This is a genomic window from Legionella sp. PATHC035 (assembly GCF_026191115.1).
Classification (GTDB): domain Bacteria; phylum Pseudomonadota; class Gammaproteobacteria; order Legionellales; family Legionellaceae; genus Legionella.
In genome coordinates this window covers 2,180,806-2,204,009 of the sequence record NZ_JAPHOT010000001.1, presented here as the reverse complement: position 1 = coordinate 2,204,009, position 23,204 = coordinate 2,180,806, and the positions used below count along the sequence as shown (strand labels likewise).

The window sequence follows — 23,204 nt, the reverse complement described above, 5'->3', positions numbered from 1 at the left end:
TACTCCTTAATTCATAACGGGATTTGATTACTCAACTTTCCGGCAACTTGCAACTGATGGGCAACGATCCGAGCCAGGTAGTCAAACTCAATATTAACTTCTTGTCCTTGCTTTAAGAAGCACAGGGTTGTATTCAGTAATGTATGGGGAATCAGCATTAATTTGATGCTTTGATTTGCAACTGAATTAATCGTTAAGCTTACCCCTTCAACCGTAATACTCCCTTTAGGAATTAAATACAACATCGCATTGGCATCAAATCCGCTTAACTCGAGTTCAACAAATTCGTTCATATGCTTCGTTGCCTGAACTTGTGCCACTGCATCAACATGCCCGCTTACATAGTGCCCTCCAAAGCGAGCCGATGCAAGCATAGCGCGTTCTAAATTAACCTCATCCCCAACTCCTAAATGACCTAAGGTGGTTCGATTCAGAGTTTCAGGCGATAGGTCAAAATTCAACGTTGCCTCTTCTGAAGGCAATAAGGTTAAGCATACGCCATTTACCGCGATGCTTTCACCTATTTGTAGTCCTTCAAAACCACAAGAAATAACCAATCGGTTTGCATCACCATGATTCATGTTGTGAATCACGGTCCCTTTTTTCTCAATAATTCCGGTAAACATGAATTCCTCTTATTCCTGCCTCAAGTATGTTCATCTTTTTTGGCGGTTTCCACCCCTTTCGCTTCATCCCGAGCGCAACGAGCAGCTCCCCTGCTCCGCTTGGGATGAGGTAGGCTCTTCTTACTCCTGACTTAGGTGTGTTCGTCTCTCTTGCATGGTTTCCACGCTATTAATCACCGTTTGCCGACAAATCTCTTGCATCACAGGAATCTCTTTCAAGGGTTTTCCTTGATAAATGGTGTACGCAATCAGAAAACTATCACGCCATATTTTTTCATTTCGTTTCTCTTTCGCTTTCATCCATAAGGCAATCCATAAAAAATGAAATTGCCATTTATCGCGGTGTATTTCCATCTCTTCAGAAAATACTGCATCCATGGCATCTTCCATGCTACACACTCTAATTCCATCAACAAAAGTGCTGTTATGATTAACAATCTTATCCACTAAAGGATTTTCCAAATACCAGGATTCAGTAAACGATTTACTTTTAAGCCATGATTTTGAACGGCGTAGGGATTCAGAAATCACTTCTTGGGTGAATGGCGTGATTTGAACACTCATCTGTTCAAAGAGATAATCTAAATCCAATTTCACAGGGCGGATGCGTATGCCTAATAGTTCTTGAATTTCTAAAAATTGAATATTAGGTATCTCATCTTTTTCTATTGTTATCGCCAAAAAATGTTCCACCATCATGGTGAAATAAGATAAATCGACTTCACGAAGCGTGACGTTCTCATCAAAAGCCTTTTTATAATAATCCTTTACATCTTTGGCTGATAGAACCGGCGTTATCCATGCATCTTTAATTCCTAAATCATACTTTAGTAATAAACCACACAGTCTATTTTTCCTCCGTTGACGCACATTGAGAAAAATACCCTGTGAGCCGGTACCATCCACTTCAGTAGCCCGAATAGTCACTTGCGCCGCTTCCTGTTCCGGTGCAAATACAACCCCTTTTTTACGTTGCGTTTTAATCCAAGAATTAAATAGTGCGTGATAACGCTCTGGATACCAATGCATTATTGTCTGCAAGCGTGAAAGAGATATAGAAGAAAAAGTCACAAACTCGATAATTTGACCCAGTGTATTAATCGCAATGTCACGCACCTCAGCCTTGGGATGTAATAAAATGAGCAAGGCAATATCTGCCCCCTCCTCGATATTATATAAATCCACCATAAGATCGATAAAAAAGTCTGCGGGCATTGCATAGCTCTGCGCGAAAAAATTTTCGGCGATTTCAAAAACGTTTAGGTCAGATAATTCGTGAATCAAATCACGAATAGCATCTAAATGTGAAATCGGCTCACCTGCAGGACTGGATTCTTCCTCATCGCTGGCCAGATCGTAATAGGCATTCTTTAAATCTTCAGTCAATTCAACATGCGATTCATAAAAGGAATTTAATGCAGGAAGCCAAAAGCTGAGGGTGTGTTTGCGTGAATCAATCATTTCAGCTAAATGATTCATCAATTGAGTCAAGGTCTTTGCTGTGACTTTATTATTACCCTCTGCAGCTCCTTGCAATTGAGCGACACAAATATCTAACGCAAAAACACATGCTGAATAAACCGAAAGGCCTTCATCTAACGTTTCTTCTAGGTTATTGATGATATCCACTAATTTAAAAGCGAGTTCAGGTTCTTGAAAAAATAAAGTATATAACTGAGGGTCCGGTTCCGCATTTTGTTCAATGTGGGTCGCCATTTCCGTGAGTAGGTGGTATAGTTCTGACGAATTATGGGTCATATTTTTTTAGGCACCTCTCTTGGTCTACCTTCTTCGTTTATGGCAACAAAAACAAAAACACCTTCGGTGACTTGATACGTTTCATTGTGAGTCGCAGGATGAGCCCAGACCTCAACATTAAATGTCATAGAGCTATTGCCTTGTTTTACCAACGTAACATAACAGCTCACAAGATCCCCCACATGAACTGGTTTTAAGAAATTCATTGAATGAATAGCCACTGTAGCTACACGTCCTAATGCCAATTTTTTTGCCAATATCCCTGCGGCTAAATCCATTTGTGACACAATCCACCCACCAAATATATCACCATTGGCGTTGGTATCTGCTGGCATCGCCAAAGTCTGAATAGTTAACTCTCCTTTGGGGGTATTGGTCATGATTCACCATTTTATGTTAGATGTAGCCAGGGGACACTTTCATTAAATTAAGAGAAAAACTCCTACTCCCTATGGGGATAAGGTGCCCGTTTGGGCGGATGAGGGTTTTGACTGCAGCTAATGAACCCTCACCACTACCACTCTCCCACGGATGGGAGAGGGAGCTCTGACTTTATAAACCAAGCGCCACCCCAGGTTTTAATTACGCTTTAATTTAGCTAATGCATCTGCCATTGCCGTATTAAATACCGTTTTTTTAACTGGCTCAACTTTTTTAGCCTCAGGTTTTTTCTTATGCTCTGCTTTTTTAACTGGCGGTTGTTTTTTCACTTCAGATGTTTTTGCAACTTTTTTAACGGGTTGGCTCGCCGGTTGATCTTCCAATTTCATACTTAAGCCAATCCGTTTTCTTTCTTTATCAACTTCAATTACTTTAACTGTTACGATATCACCGGCCTTCACTACGGTACGTGGATCAGAAATAAATTTATTGGTCATCGCTGAAATATGGACTAATCCATCTTGATGAACGCCAATATCCACAAAGGCACCAAAGTTAGTGACATTACTGACAACCCCTTCAAGGATCATACCTTCGTGTAAATGTTCAATGTCTTCAACACCTTCTTTGAATTGTGCTGTTTTAAACTCCGGTCTGGGATCGCGACCCGGTTTTTCCAATTCACGCAACACATCTCTTATGGTAGGCAGACCAAATTGCTCATCGATAAATTGTTCTGCATTCACACTATGTAAAACTTCTTTATTGCCAATTAGTTTTTTAATATCAACTTTTTTATCTGCAATAATTTTTTCTACTAAAGGATAAGCTTCTGGATGAACACAGGAGGCATCTAAAGGATTATCTCCATGCATGATACGTAAAAAACCTGCGGCTTGTTGAAATGCTTTTTCACCCATACGATTTACTTTTTTTAAATCCATCCGGTTTTTGAATGCGCCATGTTCATCACGATAAAGCACTATGTTCTTGGCTAAAGCCTCATTAAGACCCGAAACATGAGATAGAAGAGCCGCAGAAGCAGTATTTACATCAACACCAACAGCATTCACGCAATCTTCAACTACACCATCCAAACAACGCGCCAAGCGAGTTTGATTCACATCATGTTGGTATTGGCCTACGCCAATAGACTTGGCTTCAATTTTGACCAATTCTGCAAGAGGATCTTGGAGACGACGTGCAATAGAAACAGCTCCTCTCAAGGTAACATCTAAATCAGGAAATTCCTGAGAAGCGATTTCAGAAGCCGAATAAACAGATGCACCGGCTTCACTCACAATAATTTTAGTCAGTTTCAAATCAGGATACATTTTTATTAAATCAGAAACTAAGCGCTCTGTTTCGCGAGAGCCAGTTCCATTACCAATACTGATTAAATTGACCTGGTGTTTTGCGGCCAATTTAGCCAAATCAGTAATTCCCTGATGCCATTCATTTTGGGGCGCAAATGGAAAAATAACCGTGTAATCCAGTAACTTACCGGTCGCATCAACGACAACGACTTTAACACCCGTTCTGATTCCAGGATCCAGACCGATAGTGATTTGGGGACCAGCGGGTGCAGCAAGTAACAAATCACGTAAATTTCTGGAAAATACTTTGATTGCTTCTTCATCGGCCATTTCTCGTAAACGAGTAAGTAATTCCAGCTCAAGCTTAGTAAATAATTTTACCTTCCAGGTCAAGCGTACCGTTTCAAGGAGCCAACTGTCCGCTTTTCTTTGCTGGTCAGCAATATTGAAATGCACAGCTAATTTATTTTCACCGTAGGTTTCTTCGTGCTCAGGTAAGGTAAGACTCACTTGTAAAACACTTTCCCGACGGCCACGGAATAAAGCTAATGCACGATGCGAGGGGATCTTTTTAATCGCTTCGGCATATTCAAAGTAATCTGAAAATTTGTTTACCGTTTCTTTTTTCTTAGAGCTGCCTATTGATTTGACAATACCATGCTGCCACAAATATTCGCGCAGCTCATTAATTAAATCCGCATCTTCTGCAAAATGCTCCATTAATATATGCCGCGCGCCTTCTAATGCGGCTTTCGCATCCTCAACACCAGCCTCAGGATTGATAAATTGCACGGCGTGTTCTTCGGGATCCAGATCTGGATTTTTCCAAAGAGCCTGAGCTAATGGCTCTAAGCCTGCCTCTATGGCAATTTGAGCCTTGGTCCGACGCTTAGGCCTATAGGGTAGATATAAATCTTCAAGACGAGTTTTAGTGTCTGCAGCCAAAATGCTTTTTTCAAGCTCAGGAGTTAGTTTCTCTTGTTCTCGGATAGACTGTAAAACTACAGCACGACGTTCATCCAATTCTCGTAAATAAAGTACGCGCTCATCAATAAAGCGTAATTGCACATCATCTAATCCTTCAGTTGCCTCTTTGCGATAACGAGCAATAAAAGGAACTGTTGCCCCTTCATTGAGCAGACGAATGGACGCTTCTACCTGCGCTGGTTTCACTTTAAGCTCTTGCGCAATAATCGCAGCTAATCCCGACATCTCTTGAGTCATTTACATCCCCGTAAAACATAAACATTGAACAATTTGATTACCGCACCCGAAACCTTGCTGGCATAGTCTGGGTGAGTCGTTTAAAAAACCGCCACATTATCACTCAACAGTCACTGACTTGGCAAGATTGCGCGGTTGATCAACATCCGTACCTTTAGCAACAGCGACATGGTAAGCCAACAATTGCAGAGGTATCGTATAAACTATTGGCGCAATCCACAGACCACAGTATGGTACCTTAATTAAACGCGTGCCATTCGATTGCCAGTTTTGAGTATTATCAACAAAAACAAATAACTGACCACCGCGTGCACTCACTTCATGCAGATTAGATTTTAATTTATCCAGCAGTTCATCATTAGGAGCAACGGCAACAACAGGCATATTTTCATCAACTAAAGCCAAAGGACCATGTTTTAACTCTCCAGAAGGATAGGCTTCTGCGTGAATATAAGAAATTTCCTTTAATTTTAAAGCCCCTTCAAGAGCTACTGGATACTGCACCCCGCGCCCTAAGAATAAAGCATGAGCTTTATTAACAAATAGAGATGCGAGTTCTTCAATTTCCTCATTCATTTGTAATGCACGCTCACAACATGCCGGCAACTCTTGCAATTGTTTTAAGATTTCATTAGCCCGATTATCATGAGAAAGTGCTGCGGCTAACATCAAGAAAGCAACTAATTGAGTGGTAAATGCTTTAGTCGATGCCACCCCAATCTCGATTCCAGCACGCGTTAGGAAAACACAGTCTGCCTCCCTGACCAAAGTACTTGTTGCCACATTACAAATAGCCAAGGTAGCCAAATAATTCATTTTTTTTGCTTTTTGCAAAGCAGCGAGAGTGTCTGCTGTTTCTCCAGATTGGGACACGGTAATAAATAAAGTATCCTGGGGTACAACAACATCTCGATAACGGTATTCACTAGCGATTTCAACTTGAGTGGGTAATCCCGCTAAAGATTCTAACCAATATTTGGCAATCATTCCGGCATGATAACTGGTACCACAAGCAACAATATGAATTTGTTTTACCATCGGAAATACATGAGAGGCTCGTTCACCAAAACTGGCTTTAAGTACTTCGAGGCTATTTATGCGACCTTCTAAAGTATCAGTCAGTACCTTAGATTGCTCAAAAATTTCCTTGAGCATAAAATGCCGATAAGGCCCTTTGCTTACCGTTTCAGCATCACTTGTCAAAGGATGGAGAGGCCGTTCAACAACCGATTTGGATGCATTATAAATGGTCACACTTTTCGAGGTGATAAAAGCACTGTCGCCCTCCTCTAAGTAGATCACTGATTGTGCAAAAGACTTTAATGCCAGTCCATCAGAAGCGATAAAATTTTCACCGATGCCTAAACCAACAACCAAGGGGCTCCCTTTACGAACTGCAACAAGCTCCATGGGTCTATGTTGATGCATAACACCCAAAGCAAACGCACCATCCATTTCTGCAGCAGCAGTTTGCACTGCTGCCAGTAAATTTTCATTCTGTTGATAGTGGTAATGAATTAAATGAGCCGCCACTTCTGTATCGGTTTCAGAGGTGAACTGATAGCCCTTCATCGTTAATTCATGGCGTAATTTTTCATGATTTTCAATAATACCATTATGTACTAATGCAATTTGTCCATGGGATAAATGAGGATGGGCATTTTGCTCAGAAGGCCTACCATGTGTCGCCCATCTGGTGTGTGCGATGCCAGTATTCCCCGCAATGGCGGTTTCTTGCATTGCATCCGCTAAATTTTGCACCTTACCCTGAATTCGCACACGCTTTAAATTCCCTTGATTATCGATTACCGCAATCCCGGCCGAATCATAACCTCTATATTCCAAGCGACGTAGACCTTCCAGTAGAATTTTACTGATATCCCTTTCAGACACAGCTCCCATAATCCCACACATAAACCTGCTCCTCGTTTCAACAACCGCATATGAACGATATATCAATAAAAAAACGGCAATTATGCCATAAACATTTATAAATCACTAACATGATTCGTAATAGATTGAGAAAGGACGCTGCCACAAATTATCTTCTAAAATCAAATATGGAATACAGCCATAAATAGAACTCATAAAAAGAAAATTCCGACTACGACTACTATCTTTAAATTATAGATATATTCATTGTTTTTACAAAAAGAACCCATCACCCCTGCCCCTCTCCCAAAAGCGGGAGAGGGGATGACTCTAAAAAAAGATCCCATCTCCCCACTTGTGGGCGTAAGGATTGCTATAAAAGAAATCCCTTCTCCCTGCAAGGGAGAAGGTGCCTTTAGGGGAGGATGAGGGCTATTTTCTACCTAGAATAATTAAACTCAGCCGTCCTCACCGCGTTTTACTCTATTGGATTTTCACAGGTTACGTCATATCCGTGATATTTCATTGCCTTACATACTTCAAAAGCAAGAAGTCCATGAGCACGCGTACTTGGATGAATTTCATCCCAGAACAAATAGCTGTCAGGCGTATCACATACATGATAGTTTTTATCCCCAGCAGCAAAGCTCGCATCTCGGTATTGCAGTACTTGTGCGTAACGTAATACATAGTTGTTCGCAAAAGGTGAGTTGCGGAATGCATCATACATTGGAAACTTCACATCGATACACGCTTCTGTAGTATTGGTAAAGCCATAATTTTCTGGGTTTTTTAAAGCGCGTGACAAATAATCGCCCATATCGATGTAAAGAAAATTAGAATCGGGGTAAATTTTCGCCCATTCTTTCATACGATTTTGAAGACGCTCATTGTGCATATCCACTGCATTATTCAAAACCTCTCGATCAGTGGTTTGCACCATACGAGGTGTATCCCCTATATGAGGCAGCCCCATAATCACAAAACGTCGTGCTCCTGCTTGCATTAATTTCATCACTGCTGAACCAGCACCTGATAGAACATTATCAACATAAGTGCTCATCACTTCAGTGTTGTAATTATCCTCAAAGAACAAGACATTAATGTAATCATTACTTCCTGAGAAAATAAAAAACACGGTTTCATCACTTAAGGTTGGATGTTCGAGCAAATAAGCCTGAACCGTTAAGCCAAGACTAGGTGGAACCAATTTTCCTACAATCAGATTTTTGATTGTTCCTAATGGATGACGAATCAAATTCCATACGGTGAGCTGATAATCATAGGTAGCTGCCCAGCTTCCACCAAAAGCACGGTTCAAATAAACTTCTTCATCGTCCGGAGAAATGGAAAGCATCTTCGCTAAATACTCATTCCATACCTGGCCGTTAGAAAAACGCGCATTCCAGTAAGGCTTTCCTGGCAATACAGGCACTAATTTAACTTTACTGACTAAATTGGCAATATAAGGCGCTAATTGGTTATCAAAAAAATCGGTAACTACTGCGATACCTGAATCCAAAACCATTTGTGGCACATAATATTCCTCAGCAAACTCAACCATCTTATTGAGTACAAATGCTTTGAAAGGTGCTACTAAAAAGGCAGGATCCTCTTCCTGACGTAAACTTTTTAGTAAATGGGTTGTATTCCCTGTATCAGACAAACTGTCGCCAAAAACAACCATAGTTTTTATGGGAGTAGCGGCAAAACTAATGAACGGGATAAAAAAACCAAGGATAAAGAACCAACGCAACTTCCGAATGTAATGTGCCATATTATCTCCTTATAAAGCCAGCAGAATGAAAACGCAGATAGCTTTGATATACACCCCAGAACTTCAAAACACCTAGTTAATCTGTTGCTTTTTCCATGCCAAACCCCTTAAAACTGACAACAGAGCCCACTCATCACTGATCTTTAAGCCCTCCAAGGCTAAAAAATCAAGTCGCATAGACTGAGGGTTTTAAAGTTGCTTAGGTATATAACAGTATGATCGCTGGTAAGTTTTTGTCAACGCATTTAGCTAACTTTTGCTTCACATTGGACCAAAACTTAGGGTGCATTGAATTGATGCCTATTGATTAAATTCTGTGTAAATGTTAATTTTCGTCGATTATTTTTGGTTATTTTTCAGGTAGTATGATGAACGAAATAGTGATTGCTTCATTTTATAAATTTGTTTCCCTAGAAAATTTCGAAGCGATGCGCGAGCCTTTGCTTGCCAAAATGCATGAAATCAAAATCAAGGGGACGATTATATTAGCCTCTGAAGGAATCAATGGAAGTTTTGCCGGGACGCGTGCTGAAATGGATCTATTTTACCAATTTATCCGTCAAGATGAGCGTTTGGCTGATTTAAGATTTAAAGAAACTTTTGATAAGGAAAATCCCTTTGAAAAGTCTAAGGTTAAACTTCGCAAAGAAATTGTAACCATCGGTCTTACGAACATTGATCCGCTGAAAACGGTAGGGACCTATCTCACTCCTGAAGAGTGGAACGAATTAATTCAAGATCCTGAAGTGGTGTTGATTGATACCCGTAATGATTATGAATTTGAATTAGGCACATTCAAAAATGCCATTAACCCCATCACGGAAAATTTTCGTGATTTTCCACAATATGTGCAAGACCAGTTGCTCGATAAAAAAGATAAAAAAATTGCGATGTTTTGCACCGGTGGGATACGCTGCGAAAAATCCACTGCGTACCTAAAAGATTTAGGGTTTGAAAATGTCTATCATTTGCAGGATGGCATTCTCAACTATATTGAAAAAATGCCCAAAGAAGAATCGCTCTGGGAAGGACATTGCTTTGTTTTTGATAATCGCGTGGCAGTTGATCATCAACTCAATCGGGTCTATCCTCAATTACCTTTGGATTACAAACACGATCGCGTCAAAGAATAAATATGACAAATAAGAAACAATCCGATTCAACCATAGTGTTGAATCGCAAAGCAGGCTTCAATTATTTTCTTGAGGATCAGTACGAAGCCGGGCTTGTACTTGAGGGCTGGGAAGTCAAAAGCCTGCGCGCTGGAAAAATTAATCTATCTGATGCACATATCATTATCAAAAACGGTGAAGCCTTTTTGCTGGGTGCCCAGATCCAACCGCTGATTACTGCCTCAACTCATTCCATTCCTGACCCAATACGTACGCGCAAGCTCTTATTAAATAAAAAAGAATTGAACCACCTCATCGGCAGTGTTGAACGTCAAGGCTATACTATTGTTCCACTTTCTTTATATTGGAAAAAAAATAATATAAAAATAAAAATAGCTTTGGCTAAGGGCAAAAAAGAGCATGATAAGCGAGACTCCATTAAAGACCGTGAATGGGAAAGAGACCGTTCGCGCATCATGAAAAAAACAGGGAGAGAGTAATGAATATAGGTGAATCGATACCCGATTTTGCATTTTCGGCAACGAGTGGAATTAATGCACATCTAAGCGATTACAAAGGACAGTATGTTGTCCTTTATTTTTATCCTAAGGATGCAACACCAGGTTGTACTACAGAGGGACAGGATTTTCGTGATGCCTACCCCCAATTCCAAAAATTAAATGCACAGATATTTGGAATTTCGCGTGACAGCTTAAAATCGCATGAGAATTTTAAAGCCAAACAGAACTTTCCTTTTGAGCTCATTAGCGATCCAGACGAACAATTATGCCAATTGTTTGATGTGATTAAAATGAAATCAATGTATGGAAAACAAGTGCGTGGAATTGAGCGCAGTACGTTCATCATCGATCCGCAGGGAAAATTAAGCAAAGAATGGCGTAAAGTAAGCGTCAAAGGTCATGTAGACGAAGTACTTAGTGCGTTAAAGTAACCATTTTATTCTTGACTGGGTCACATCCCCTAAGCAGAATGAAGGAAGCAATCAAATAAGTGTAGCCTGGTGAAGGATTGATTAACCAACATGAACCTTCGCCCCCTGGGGAAGGTGCCCGCAAGCGCGGATGAGGGGATTGGGAGTTCAAGCATATTAGCCCTCACCCCGCCGCTCCCCTGCTTGCGGGAGAGGGGATATAACTTGATAGCAGTTAGGCACCGCCTTCACCCAGGCTACACGTTTTAATCACAAGGTGAATTTATGGATAATAGCAATACCCGTCAGAAGTTGTTTGTACTTGATACCAATATTTTAATGCATGACCCTACCGCTATCTATCATTTTGAAGAACATGATATCTATTTGCCAATGGTGGTACTGGAAGAACTAGACAATCATAAAATGGGTACATCGGAAGTGGCACGTAACGTTCGCCAAACCAACCGCATGTTGGTAGAACTCATGAGTAACTCCACCCATGAACAAATCGTCTCCGGATTAGCCATACCTAATTATTTGCATTCAGATAAGAAAAAGTGCAGTGGAAAGTTATTTTTTCAAACCGATGAATTCGATCAAGTTGTTCCATCGACTCTTCCTGGACACAAAGTAGATAATACAATTCTTGCCACTGCTTTGGGCTTACAAAAAAAATACACCGGGAAAAAGCAAGTAATTATTGTATCAAAAGACATTAACTTGCGTATTAAAGCCGGGATACTGGGGATTCTTGCTGAAGATTATTACAGCGATCAGGTGCTTGATGACGTTAATCTGTTACACAGAGGCTTACATATTCTTGATACTAATTTCTGGGATTCCCATGCTAAAGATATGGAGTCATGGCAAGAAAGCGGAAAAACCTTTTATAAGGTAACGGGGCCATTAATCCATCAATGGAACCCCAATGATTGCATCAGTACGGAAGATGATCAGTTTCAAGCGATTGTGAAAAAATTGGAACATGATCATGCGGTCATCCAGCTAACCCGCGATTATACAAAGCATTCTGTATGGGGAATCCATGCGAAAAACCGTGAACAAAACTTCACCTTAAACCTGCTGATGGATCCTGAGATCGATTTTGTCAGCTTACAAGGTCCTGCTGGAACAGGAAAAACGCTACTCACGATTGCAGCAGGTTTAACCCAAGTCCTGGATCAAAGCCGTTATACCGAGATTTTAATGACCCGTGTAACCATTCCTGTCGGTGAAGACATTGGTTTCCTTCCTGGTACCGAAGAAGAAAAAATGACCCCGTGGATGGGTGCTTTAATGGATAACTTGGAAGTGCTCCACAGTTCCCAAGTGGGAGGTACTTTTGGGCGCGGCGCAACTCAAGATTTATTGCAAAACAAAATTAAAATTCGCTCCTTAAATTTTATGCGTGGCCGTACTTTTTTGAACCGATACATCATCATCGATGAAGCGCAAAACTTAACTCCAAAACAGATCAAAACTTTAGTAACCCGTGCAGGCCCTGGGTCTAAGATTATTTGTCTGGGTGATATTAAACAAATAGATACCCCCTATTTGAGTGAAACAACTTCGGGTTTAACTTTTGCCGTTGATCGCTTTAAACACTGGGAACATAGCGCGCATATGAGTCTGACACGTGGCGAACGTTCAAGACTTGCATTTTATGCAGCGGAACATTTATAGTATGTACTTTAAGGATTTACCATGACTGATCATGCCATCACTTTTGATGACGTTCTACTCGTTCCCTCATACAACCACCACGAATCAAGAAGAGTAGTGGAAACTGCCAGTACTGACAGACTGGGCAAACTAACCTTAGAGCTGCCTGTAATCAGTTCCAATATGGATACGATTACTGAAAGTGCCATGGCCAATTTCATGGGCTCTAAAGGCGCTATGGGAGCTTTACATCGCTTTATGAGCATTGAAGACAACATTGCCGAGTTTAAAAAGTGCCAAAATCGAGTTTTTGTTTCAGTAGGTTGTACTGCCGCTGAATTAGAAAGAGCCGCGGCATTACGTGATGCAGGCGCTGACTATTTCTGTGTGGATGTGGCCCATGCTCATGCCAAATATGTCGGGAAGACCCTCAAAAGCTTGCGTCAAATACTTGCTGATCGGTGTATCATGGCAGGGAATGTTGCCACCTACGCTGGAGCGGATTATCTTGCCTCATGCGGTGCGGATATCATCAAAGCAGGTATTGGCGGCGGCTCGGTATGCAGTACTCGAATTAAAACAGGTTTTGGTGTTCCCATGTTAACCTGTATTCAAGACTGTTCTCGCTCTGATCGCTCTATTGTTGCTGATGGCGGCATTAGAACCTCGGGAGATATTGTCAAAGCGTTAGCTTTTGGCGCTGATTTTGTCATGATTGGCGGCATGCTAGCGGGTACTTCACCAACCCCTGGGGAGGTCATTCAAAAACCAGACGGCAGCAAGGTAAAGCGTTATCGTGGCATGGCCTCAAAAGAAGCCCAAGAAAACTTCTTAGGACAAATGCATGAATGGAAAACCGCTGAAGGTGTGGCAACTGAGGTACCTTTCAAAGAAAATCCCGATGCCATTATTGCTGATATCGTTGGCGGTTTAAGATCAGGCTTGACCTATGCTGGTGCGGACACAATCAGTGAACTGCAACGCAAATTAAATTATGTAGTGGTCACTCAAGCCGGCCGTATTGAAAGCTTACCGCACAAATTATTAGGCTGAGAAACATTGAAACTGGATGAAGCTGTAAGCTAAAACCGGGGTTCTAGCTTTTCCCCCGGATTTCCCTCGCTTCACTCAGGCTACATCGTATTGCCCATAGTTACAGTTTGCTCTTCTGTCAACTCTTTAGAAGGAGCTGGTGTACTCGATTGAGGTGAAACACTTCCAAAATCTTCGGGCAATGATTGTTTTGCGAACGACATAGGAGACGTAGTGGTATCTGATGGAGAACTAAGTTCCATTACAGTGTCGTTCTCTTCTTCTTCTTCAAACTCATCAACCATTTGCTCATTTTCTTCGTCAACATCTTGCTGCTCTTCTTGCTGTTCGTCTTCTAGGTCTTCATTTTGCTCTATTTCATCTTCTCGTTCATTTTGTACTGTAAACTTTTCATCTGCTTCTACATTTTCAGCTTCCACTACACTACCAAGCTCTTCCTTCTTACCAATGTTATTTACTTTCTCGGTAAGTTTTTCTAAGGCCTTAACCATTGAGTCGTTGGCTTTGTCAGGAAGCGAGGTAATCGTACTCTTAGCCGAACTCAATGCATCGGTAAATTTACCCACTGCTTGCCCCACTGGGGTTTTATTGAACTCTGCAAGCTTCTCGTCTACCTTATCTGAAACTGCTTGTTTTGCTTTATCGATGAGTTCGTCTTTCTTTGCACCTATGGCATCACTTAACCCACCTAGAGCTTTTCCCAACTTAGATTCTGCAGCTTTATCCAAACCCTTACCAGCAGCTTTTTTCAAAGCACCATTGATATCGCCCTGAATTTCGTCAACCATTTGTCCGAGATCATTCAGATACTCCACCATAGGGTCTTTTTTATCCTTACCCGCTTCTTTTCCCTGACCTTCCGCTTTATTAGCTTTGGGCACTTCGGGTTCTTGCTTAGGCTTGTCGTCGTCTTTCTTAGCGGTTTGCTTTGGCCCATCAGAAACATCAGGAGCTATGACCTGTGGTTTTGGAGAAGGTGGTGTATCACTCACGTTTTGACCAGGGGTCTGACTTCCTGGTTTTGGATCGGTAGGTTCAGTTTTTCCAGTACTCATTGTCTTTAACCTCTACAATATCTACCCCTATTATATTAAAGATAGCATATCAAAAGAAACATTGCCTCTAAATAAATAGCGCAGAATCAGTATTTTCAGATACACTTAAGCATATCAGGATTCATTTTATATGAACCATATTTACTCATAATTTACACTTATTTTGCAAAGCAAATGCACTGAAATGGAATAATAAATGATGATGAAGCAAAATGATTTTCGTTATATGAGTCATGGCAAACAATTGCTGGATTTAAAAAAGGAAGATTTAGCACTGCTTAAGCCAATTAATCAACGGGGCCCCAAAAAGGAGCGAGCCCTCCTGCTTTTACATGGGTTTACCTCCACCCCCGCAGTGTATCGTTACCTGATTCCTCAAATAAATCAATACGATGCATTAGTTTGTCCTGCATTGCCTGGACATGCTGAAAGCATCGCTGCTTTTGCACAAGCCAAAGCTGAAGATTGGCTTGATTGTGCCATGCAAGAATGTGAAGCCTTATTTAAGGAATACCCAAAAGTAGACATACTGGGATTATCACTTGGAGGTATTATCGCATGCAAGCTGAGCACCACATTCACATTCAATCATATGTTCCTTTTAGCACCTGCATTAAAACTCCGTATGAACATTAATCAGAACTTGAAACTTCTTGCGGTGCTCAAAAAACTTGGATTCTGTGAACTAAGAGGACAAGCGGGGAATCTGCAAACGGATAAATATGCCGAAATATCCTACAGAAAGCTGCCAATTCCCGCGCTTATTGAACTGTTTACCTTGATTCGTACCCATCATTGGGTAGCACCAAGCTGTCCAATCGATCTTTTTTTAGGTACCCATGATGTGGTTGTTGATTCAAAAGAGATAGAGCGAATGTTTTCCCCTTTAGCGAACACCCAAATCCATTGGCTCTCTAACTCAGCACATGTTTTACCATTGGATAATGATTTGGATCAGATTGTTCAGTGCATCAATCAGCATACTTCTTTGAGGCAGAATGAGAACGCTTCACTTCGTTTGATGGACAATGCGCTGGGTATTAAGGAAATTTAACTTTTACCATTTGCGCGAGAAGCCCCTTCTCGCCCCCTCAGTCATCCTGGGCGTCATGGAACTCATTCAGTGTAACCCTGTACTCCTGCGATGAGCTCCTTGGTTCTAACTAGGCACAAGGAAGAAAGGCAAGATACTCTCTTTGCGCCCTATAGAAAAAATCACCTCTCCCGTTTCGGGTGAGGGTCAAAGAGCCCTTTTAAGGGACTTGCTTATTGTAACGAGTAAAATCCTTCAACTCTGCCTGATTCCACTCACGCATATCCAATACTGATCCATCAAAAGCCATAAAGTCCGCTCGCGTGGTTGGCAGGTTATAATAATAAATATCACTCGCATCCGTAGCTAAATTACTTTGATGTTTCGCCACCGAAATTTCTGCAACAGAATGTCCATGCGTTCTTACAAAACTACGTTGTGCACGTAAATAACGTCCTTTAAATCGAGCATTACCCCAGAGTTCCACATCAAGCCTATTGACTGCTCCCGCTAATTGAAGCGTTGCTTTCTGCTTTGCACGAACTATCAAGTTATCCGTTCTAACCCAATACAAACTAAGCCATGCATTTCCATACATGGACAAATTGGCTAAATTGGCAACCCCTTCAAGCTGAACTTTTGGGTCTCCCTGCAGATGTATCTGTAAATTTTGGCTTGCGATACCGCCAATTTGGACAAGGCCTTTACCCTTGACATCTAAGACGCGTAAACCGATTGTACCGCCTAATCTGACGCTCCCCGTTTTTACCAAATAGACATCCAAGATACTCGTATGTATCTGACTTCCCCTAATTAAAGGAACGCCTTGAGCCATTAAGCGATTAAGAAACTGGCCTCGAACATCGGCATAAACTGGACCATGCACATTACCTACAGACAAATACAGTGTATTTTGTTTGACCTCTGCTTTGACTGTGGCGAGATCACGCGCATCACCAGATAAAATCACTTGCGGCTGTTTATAGCCCGTGTGCAAATTAACACTGAGCGGTCCTTCAATAACCACCTGATTAAAGGCTGGAACTGGTCTGACTTGTTTCGTCTTTACCGCTTGTGGTAAAGGCGGTGTTATTTGTTTTTGGTGCCCATGATGCGCGCATGCGGTTAATAAAAAAACACTTAGAATCAATAAGTAAAACCGCTTTTGCATAGATTTCATTCCTAGTTTCAATAATTCCTCTACATTAGAGCAAGTTCTGGCAATGTGCAAGGTCAATGATGATGCTTCACTCTTTGAACTCACTATTGGCCTAGAAATTCAAATGATAAGACTACTTATGGGGCTAATAAGTCCATCAGCCAGGGTAGAACCGACTCAAGATTGTGTTCTACCTGATTTAGGCCTCACTGGCCTCATAAATACATGATGACTTGCTGCAGAATTTTTTGAGCGCCCATCTTGGCTATTGTGCTTACGAATTAGCTAATTCGTGGAGGGGCGGGGATCCTTGGCGTTGCTGTTTCCAGGAGCAACTAAAACCAGGATCCCTTATTAAAATCGGAAAGCATTACTTGAGCAGGACAAGTATCGTTCACTGGGGCATTAGGAGCCTCATCGATTAGAGATTCTAACGCTTCATTAAAGGGGATTAAAGCCGGCAATTGAATATAAATATCAACCAAAATACCATTTCTACAACCTAAATAAACCTTGCCAGAGTTCTTTTTTCCAAAGGCTTGAGCTACCCTCTCCCGCAAAACAGTTAATGGTACTTTCTGTCCTTGATGTTGGGTAAGATACTGTCCTAAAACTGAATTATCGACCGCTTCCGTCAATCGCATGGCTAAAGAAAAATACTCATCGGCAGACAAAATTTGACAACTGCCATGCTTATTCCATTCATGGCGCTCCAAACAACTTCCATAATTGTAACTGGGCATCAGTTTTTTCAAATTTTCCGATACTTGGGGTGATAAACTCAGTGGAGGATACGCACAATGTCTGGATTTTTGTTCTACCCCGCAGAATCCATAGCTTTGCCCACAAGCATTCTGATTAGGCCATAAGCCATGTAAGGTAAGATGCTTCGCTTGATACGAGTTTTTGGACAAGTGCATGCACTCTGGCTTACCTGCTTCATAGCCATAGGTTTGACAAAAACCAGGCTGTGAACTGAGAGCAAGCACATAGGAGTCAGACATGCCTGCATGCGTGTCACATGCTTCGCCAAATCCTACAGAAGCAACGACGTTGACAGAAAAAACAAGCAACAACAGGGTAGTGAGCTTTTTCATGAAGACACTCCAACCAGCTTCTTTTGAACATTATACATAAGATGAACCTGAAAGCCAGTGTTTCTTTTACATAAAATATTGAATTTAAATGGAAATTTATTGCCTAGAGTGTCTGATTTAAATACCAAGGATAACGCGTCGCCCGGATTATGCGAAGCTAAACTGAGCTACAAGCATTGAGCCAACAATAACCTAACAAAAATCATGCGAGTAAGTACCCGCTGGAGTATCTGTTGAGCCATCTTCACTACCCAATAAGGGTATTTTTTCACTTGCAGGCGATTCTTTACTCCACAAGGAGAAAATGAATGAACGCTCAGGTTTTGGTTGAGGCTTAGGTTCTTCAAGAAGTTTGTTACAAAACTCCGTGTATTCTTTATTATCTTCTATGTCATCGTCATTAAACTTCAACGATTCTTTTTCTTCTGGCTTAAATAAAGCATCCACCAACAACTGAGATGCGATCGCCAACGCTGCTGCCATAACAAGCATAGGTATGCCAATGCCCAGAGGCACAAACATCAAACTGGCAAAAACAACCGCAGGAACCATACACTGTATCAAGATACTGCGCACTAAATTTACAGATTGATAAACCATCATCTCTTTTTGATATTCGGCTTCTGCTTGGCATTTCTTTATTTCTAGGTAAAGTAGCTTTTTTCCATCCTGATTGAGATCTTTACTCTCTTTTAATAACTTAATTAACTCCCCAATCTTTTGAGCAGCATCCTCTTGTTGCTCTTGTCTATTTTTATAGGTTTTATAGATTTCAATGCCTCCTCTGATTGCACTACTAATAATCGTAAATGCAAGGCACAATACCGCTCCAGCAATAGCCATTGAAGCTAAAACTGGAGCTGATATCGGCATGAATGGCATGGTTAAGATCAGAAAAGCCGCCATCAAACCCACAGCGTAGGCGATATTAACAATTAAGGATACCTTTTGTAGCTGCCACTCCCTTTCACATTTTAACTTTTCCCGTTCTAATGTTTTGATTTGCATCTCAATTTGACGCTTTGCTTTTAGCTCTTCATTCTGTAGCTGGCCTAGTTTTTCTCGCTCCTGCAGCAAGTAAAGTTGTCTATCTAATCGTTCTAAATCTTCCTCATATTGCAGCATCGCTTTATTATGTTTTGTACTTTGCTCAATCAAATCCCATGATGCGATGAGAATATCAAAAACTAGTAGTGCAAGAGTAACCGCATCCCCCGCTGTACCTAATAAACCTTTTCCAGTAAGCCAGAAAAAACATACTAAATTGGCGGTTCCCCAAATCGAATCATTCAATAAAGTAAATTTTCTTTGTGACCATTGCGTTAGGAAACGTTCCTGCCAAGGGGTTTTTGCCTCTTCGTCACTCATCCATGGATGTTTTATGGTGTGCTTGAGTAATAAAAACAGATTCAGGGCAAAACGCGCGTAATACAAAATCCAGCTCAGATTTCCTGTATAAGGGTCAGGCATTCTGATCGCATCGGTTGCCTGTTTTTGATAATAAAGATCTTCTGGAACCAGGCTAATCACGGTTTTTAAGAAACTTGAGCCCCATACCCAATAGAGTCGTGCTTCATTTAGGATCCCCATATTATCTCTGATTTCTTTGGCCGTACCACCGGCTAAATCAATAATATCTTTGGCCAATAATTGGCCAATTGGAATGCCTAAATATTTTACCGGCTGCGCTGAATTAAGCTGTTCTTCGAGATGTTTTTGAATTCTAATACGGTTTTGATACTCAGGATCCAGTTCTATCAGGAATTTTGAGCATCTTTTAATGTACTCACCATATTTTTTTGCATTTTCTGTTTTTTGATAGTCAATCTCATGCTTTTGTTGCGCTGCCAAAAGCATTAGGGTGATTTTCAAATTGAATGCCAACTCTTCTTTTTGTTGGTCATTCATATAGGTAAACATCACCGTATCCGTATTATCCAATATTCCTAAATAAAACTCTAAGGAAGGCAGAAAATTATCACTGCGATGTTCCGCATAGGCGCGACCAGTTAGAGAGCGAATAGCGTCTAGCTCTTCTCCATGGGCACGTTGATATTTTTTAGAACATGCCTTTTTTAATTGCTTATATTGCTTTTGAAGGCGAAGAGATTGATGGTACTCAAAAGTCTGTGCGGTCGGATCAAGTTCTTCTGGTTCTTCCAGGAACTGAATACGTACTGTTTTTTGCTCAGCATTAATATCGACATAATAAAGCGCACCTTCCTGCAAAACGATGCCGTTATTGCCATGCAGCAATCGACTGATGGTGTCAAATTCAATGTCTTCTTCAAAATTAACCTGCTCTGGATCGATTTGGATAAGGCCGCACTCTGCTCTGTTGTACTTGAGCAAATCCTCGAAGCTCAAATCAGCAAGTTCCTTATTTTCTTTTAATGCATCTCGAAGAAAGGATTGAAGAATTGCGCTACTTGTTGCCATAGGTGCCACCTCGGTGTTCATGAATTTCGGCGACTAATTCATTTAATCTAAGTAAAAAATTAATCTGTTCTTTTTTATAACATAAAATCAATTTAAAAAACAAGATGTACATACATTGATTTACACATTTGAAACCAAAATTTTATAAAATAATGCGTTTTAAGAGGCACTTAATCCTAGTTTGAGGCGAAATAAGGTAAAACTCGGGGTAAGATGCCCCATGAAGTAAAATTCAGTGTTTGCTCTTTTAGATTGGGACTTGACCCAACAGGGAGGATCAATCTTTTTATTGGGCCAAGACCCAACTTTCTGATGACTCAATTTTTAGGAAAGATCACGGGCATAAATATCATCAAAGCGCTTAATATCATCTTCTCCCAAATAGGCTCCGCTTTGTACCTCAATGACATACAGCGGTTCATCCCCGGGGTTGCTTAATCGATGCAGCGTATTTTGGGCAATATAAGTCGATTGATTTACAGATAAGTGGATTGTTTGCGTATCATTGATTACTTCTGCTTTCCCAGAGACAACAACCCAATGTTCGGCTCGATGCTGATGCATTTGTAAGGATAAACGTGCTCCAGGTTTGACCATCAGTCGCTTTACTTTAAAGGAAGCACCTTCGGCCAAAATCTCATAATATCCCCATGGGCGAGATACCCGTTGATGGTCCTGGGTTACTTGATGATGATCTTTACTTAAAGAACTCACCAAATCCTTAACCTGCTGTGAATATTGCTTGTCTGCGACTAAAACAGCATCTTGGGTTGCTACAATAATTTGATCTTGAACGCCGATTGCAGTGACCAAAATGTCGGTACTATGAATCAAGCAATTCGTACTCTGCTGAGCAATCACTTTTCCAGTCACCGTATTTCCATCTTGATCAGGTATGTTTGCATCGGCAACTGCAGACCAACAACCTAAATCACTCCACTGCATGGAAACAGGGATAACTGCTGCTTTATTAGTCTTTTCCATAATCGCATAATCAATTGATTCTGCTTCACAACGCGAAAAGCACTCGAGATCGAGACGTAAAAAATCATGATGATGCTGGGCTTTTAAAACCGCTTGCTGGCTAAAATAATAAATATCAGGTTGGTATTCAACTAGCTCCTGAAGATAGACATCAGCACGGCATACAAACATGCCGCTATTCCAAAAATAATTGCCGCTGGCGATAAACTCTTTTGCCACCTCAATGGCTGGCTTTTCTCTGAAACTTAAAACCTGCTGCACCTTATCCGTTAGTGGCATGCCCGCTTCTATGTAGCCATATCCTGTTTTAGGGCTATCCGGTTTAATACCAAATGTGACTAAAACCTGATGTTCCAGTGCACATTGCGCCCCGACCAACATCGCCTCTTGCCATGCCTGATCATCCGCTATCCAATGATCTGAAGGAAGTACTAACATCACTGCCTCGGGGCCGGCTATTTGCGATAAATAATGAGCAGCACAGGCAATCGCCGGAGCGGTATTGCGGGCACAAGGCTCCAGCAGATAAGTCATTGACTGGGTAAAGTGATTTAATTGATCCTGGCAAAGAAAATAATGAGCATCATTACTCACTATAAGAGATTGAGTACTCACCAAGTTCTGAGCCCTTTTTACCGTTTGCTGTAATAGGGATAACTCTCCATTTAAGGCCAGAAATTGTTTCGGGTAATTTTTACGAGATAACGGCCATAAACGAGTTCCAGAACCACCAGCGAGGATAACAGGATAAAGAGTAGTCGTCATAAGGTCCCATGTTATGGCATAATTTGCAGCATTCTAACAGCATTTTTGACCTAAAAAAAGGTAACTGCTCGATAAGGCGGGACAGAAACCCTCTCTTTTTCTGAGGTTTATTGTATAGGTTATAAAATAGCTAAATTCTTCACGGAGACATTAATATTATGAAAAAAGCGGTAGTCTTACTGTCTGGTGGTCTGGATTCAACGACCTGTCTGGCTTTAGCCACATCAAAGGGTTTTTCCTGCTATGCACTGAGTTTTGCTTATGGACAAAGGCATTCTGCTGAGTTGCTCGCCGCACAGCGTATTGCGCAACATTATAAAGTGACCAAACATCATATTGTTTCTTTAGATACAGAACTGTTCCGCAATTCCGCTTTGACTGATTCCACAATAGAAGTACCAGCTTTTCAGGGGGGCTCTGAGATTCCCGTCACTTATGTTCCTGCTCGCAATACCATGTTCTTGGCAATGGCCTTAGGCCTTGCTGAATCCATAGGGGCACGAGATATCTTTATCGGGGCAAGCTCTGTGGATTATTCGCATTATCCGGATTGTCGTCCCGAATTTATCGATGCGTTTCAAACTTTAGCTAATTTGGCAACCAAAGCTGGAGTCACTGGGGATCATTTTTCGATTCACGCGCCTTTACAGCATTTGAGTAAGGTACAGACCATTCAATTAGGAACAAGCTTAGGCGTTGATTACAGCTTAACGGTTTCATGCTATCAGGCAAATGATGCTGGCGAAGCGTGCGGTGATTGCGACAGTTGTACGTTTAGACAGCGTGGATTTATCGGAGCTGGGGTTGCTGACCCTACGCTATACCGTAATTCATCAAACCGATAAGGAATATCGGTTAAAACCAGGTATTAATAGTCCCTAACTGATAACTAAAGAATCAATAGATCAATAATTGCTCTTAAAGTTCAATAAGGTAATTATTTGAACTTTTTTTAAA

General features: G+C 41.2%; 18 protein-coding genes. 7 read left to right on the top strand and 11 right to left on the bottom strand.

The genetic code is table 11. The features are described from left to right. Nucleotides 1-11 precede the first annotated feature (11 nt). The 6 genes from OQJ13_RS09705 to plaC all read right to left on the bottom strand — a co-directional run bounded on the left by OQJ13_RS09705 (nucleotide 12) and on the right by plaC (nucleotide 8,954). Nucleotides 12-626, bottom strand: a complete 615-nt coding sequence (locus OQJ13_RS09705) for a riboflavin synthase (RefSeq protein ID WP_265710648.1) — start codon at nucleotides 624-626, stop codon at nucleotides 12-14. Nucleotides 627-746: 120 nt separating this feature from the next. Then, nucleotides 747-2,384 (bottom strand): hypothetical protein, encoded by a 1,638-nt coding sequence (locus OQJ13_RS09700; protein WP_265710647.1) that lies wholly within the window; start codon nucleotides 2,382-2,384, stop codon nucleotides 747-749. Next, entirely contained in the window at nucleotides 2,381-2,764 is a 384-nt protein-coding gene (gene yciA / locus OQJ13_RS09695) for an acyl-CoA thioester hydrolase YciA (protein ID WP_265710646.1), read from the bottom strand. The genes OQJ13_RS09700 and yciA overlap by 4 nt, the downstream gene beginning before the upstream one ends. Nucleotides 2,765-2,962: 198 nt before the next feature. Next, nucleotides 2,963-5,305 (bottom strand): Tex family protein, encoded by a 2,343-nt coding sequence (locus OQJ13_RS09690; RefSeq protein WP_265710645.1) that lies wholly within the window; start codon nucleotides 5,303-5,305, stop codon nucleotides 2,963-2,965. A 99-nt stretch (nucleotides 5,306-5,404) separates the two neighbouring features. Next, nucleotides 5,405-7,219 (bottom strand): glutamine--fructose-6-phosphate transaminase (isomerizing), encoded by a 1,815-nt coding sequence (gene glmS / locus OQJ13_RS09685; RefSeq protein WP_265710644.1) that lies wholly within the window; start codon nucleotides 7,217-7,219, stop codon nucleotides 5,405-5,407. Between the two features lie 436 nt (nucleotides 7,220-7,655). Then, nucleotides 7,656-8,954: a lysophospholipase/glycerophospholipid:cholesterol acyltransferase PlaC gene (gene plaC, locus OQJ13_RS09680; protein ID WP_265710643.1), complete on the bottom strand. Its 1,299-nt coding sequence runs from the start codon at nucleotides 8,952-8,954 to the stop codon at nucleotides 7,656-7,658. 368 nt (nucleotides 8,955-9,322) lie between these two features. Here plaC and OQJ13_RS09675 point away from each other — a divergent pair, with 368 nt between their 5' ends. The 5 genes from OQJ13_RS09675 (at nucleotide 9,323) to OQJ13_RS09655 (ending at nucleotide 13,715) form a co-directional block, all read left to right on the top strand. Further along, nucleotides 9,323-10,087: a rhodanese-related sulfurtransferase gene (locus OQJ13_RS09675; protein WP_265711922.1), complete on the top strand. Its 765-nt coding sequence runs from the start codon at nucleotides 9,323-9,325 to the stop codon at nucleotides 10,085-10,087. Between the two features lie 2 nt (nucleotides 10,088-10,089). Continuing rightward, nucleotides 10,090-10,566 carry an SsrA-binding protein SmpB gene (gene smpB, locus OQJ13_RS09670; RefSeq protein WP_265710642.1) on the top strand — a complete coding sequence of 159 codons (477 nt, stop codon included), beginning with the start codon at nucleotides 10,090-10,092 and terminating at the stop codon, nucleotides 10,564-10,566. Continuing rightward, complete coding sequence (locus OQJ13_RS09665) at nucleotides 10,566-11,018, top strand: peroxiredoxin (RefSeq protein WP_265710641.1); 453 nt, start codon at nucleotides 10,566-10,568, stop codon at nucleotides 11,016-11,018. Before smpB ends, OQJ13_RS09665 begins: the two co-directional genes overlap by 1 nt. A gap of 264 nt (nucleotides 11,019-11,282) precedes the next feature. After that, nucleotides 11,283-12,683 carry a PhoH family protein gene (locus OQJ13_RS09660; protein WP_265710640.1) on the top strand — a complete coding sequence of 467 codons (1,401 nt, stop codon included), beginning with the start codon at nucleotides 11,283-11,285 and terminating at the stop codon, nucleotides 12,681-12,683. A gap of 21 nt (nucleotides 12,684-12,704) precedes the next feature. Next, on the top strand, nucleotides 12,705-13,715 hold the full coding sequence (locus tag OQJ13_RS09655) for a guanosine monophosphate reductase (RefSeq protein WP_265701882.1): 1,011 nt from the start codon (nucleotides 12,705-12,707) through the stop codon (nucleotides 13,713-13,715). An 80-nt stretch (nucleotides 13,716-13,795) separates the two neighbouring features. Here OQJ13_RS09655 and OQJ13_RS09650 read toward each other — a convergent pair whose 3' ends face one another. Next, on the bottom strand, nucleotides 13,796-14,770 hold the full coding sequence (locus OQJ13_RS09650) for a hypothetical protein (RefSeq protein WP_265710639.1): 975 nt from the start codon (nucleotides 14,768-14,770) through the stop codon (nucleotides 13,796-13,798). A 202-nt stretch (nucleotides 14,771-14,972) separates the two neighbouring features. On the opposite strand from OQJ13_RS09650, the gene OQJ13_RS09645 reads away from it, so the two are divergent. Next, entirely contained in the window at nucleotides 14,973-15,824 is an 852-nt protein-coding gene (locus OQJ13_RS09645) for an alpha/beta hydrolase (protein ID WP_265711920.1), read from the top strand. 199 nt (nucleotides 15,825-16,023) lie between these two features. Here OQJ13_RS09645 and OQJ13_RS09640 read toward each other — a convergent pair whose 3' ends face one another. The 4 genes from OQJ13_RS09640 to OQJ13_RS09625 all read right to left on the bottom strand — a co-directional run bounded on the left by OQJ13_RS09640 (nucleotide 16,024) and on the right by OQJ13_RS09625 (nucleotide 22,247). Continuing rightward, nucleotides 16,024-16,974, bottom strand: coding sequence for a GIN domain-containing protein (locus tag OQJ13_RS09640; protein WP_265710638.1), 951 nt, complete (start codon nucleotides 16,972-16,974; stop codon nucleotides 16,024-16,026). Between the two features lie 323 nt (nucleotides 16,975-17,297). After that, on the bottom strand, nucleotides 17,298-18,059 hold the full coding sequence (locus OQJ13_RS09635; protein WP_265710637.1) for a ribonuclease T2 family protein: 762 nt from the start codon (nucleotides 18,057-18,059) through the stop codon (nucleotides 17,298-17,300). Nucleotides 18,060-18,251: 192 nt separating this feature from the next. Beyond that, the gene (locus OQJ13_RS09630) at nucleotides 18,252-20,498 is read right to left on the bottom strand and encodes a hypothetical protein (protein ID WP_265710636.1); all 2,247 of its coding nucleotides are present in this window, start codon (nucleotides 20,496-20,498) and stop codon (nucleotides 18,252-18,254) included. A gap of 324 nt (nucleotides 20,499-20,822) precedes the next feature. After that, the gene (locus tag OQJ13_RS09625; RefSeq protein ID WP_265710635.1) at nucleotides 20,823-22,247 is read right to left on the bottom strand and encodes a mannose-1-phosphate guanylyltransferase/mannose-6-phosphate isomerase; all 1,425 of its coding nucleotides are present in this window, start codon (nucleotides 22,245-22,247) and stop codon (nucleotides 20,823-20,825) included. A gap of 158 nt (nucleotides 22,248-22,405) precedes the next feature. Here OQJ13_RS09625 and queC point away from each other — a divergent pair, with 158 nt between their 5' ends. Continuing rightward, nucleotides 22,406-23,092: a 7-cyano-7-deazaguanine synthase QueC gene (gene queC / locus OQJ13_RS09620; protein WP_265710634.1), complete on the top strand. Its 687-nt coding sequence runs from the start codon at nucleotides 22,406-22,408 to the stop codon at nucleotides 23,090-23,092. Nucleotides 23,093-23,204: the final 112 nt, after the last annotated feature.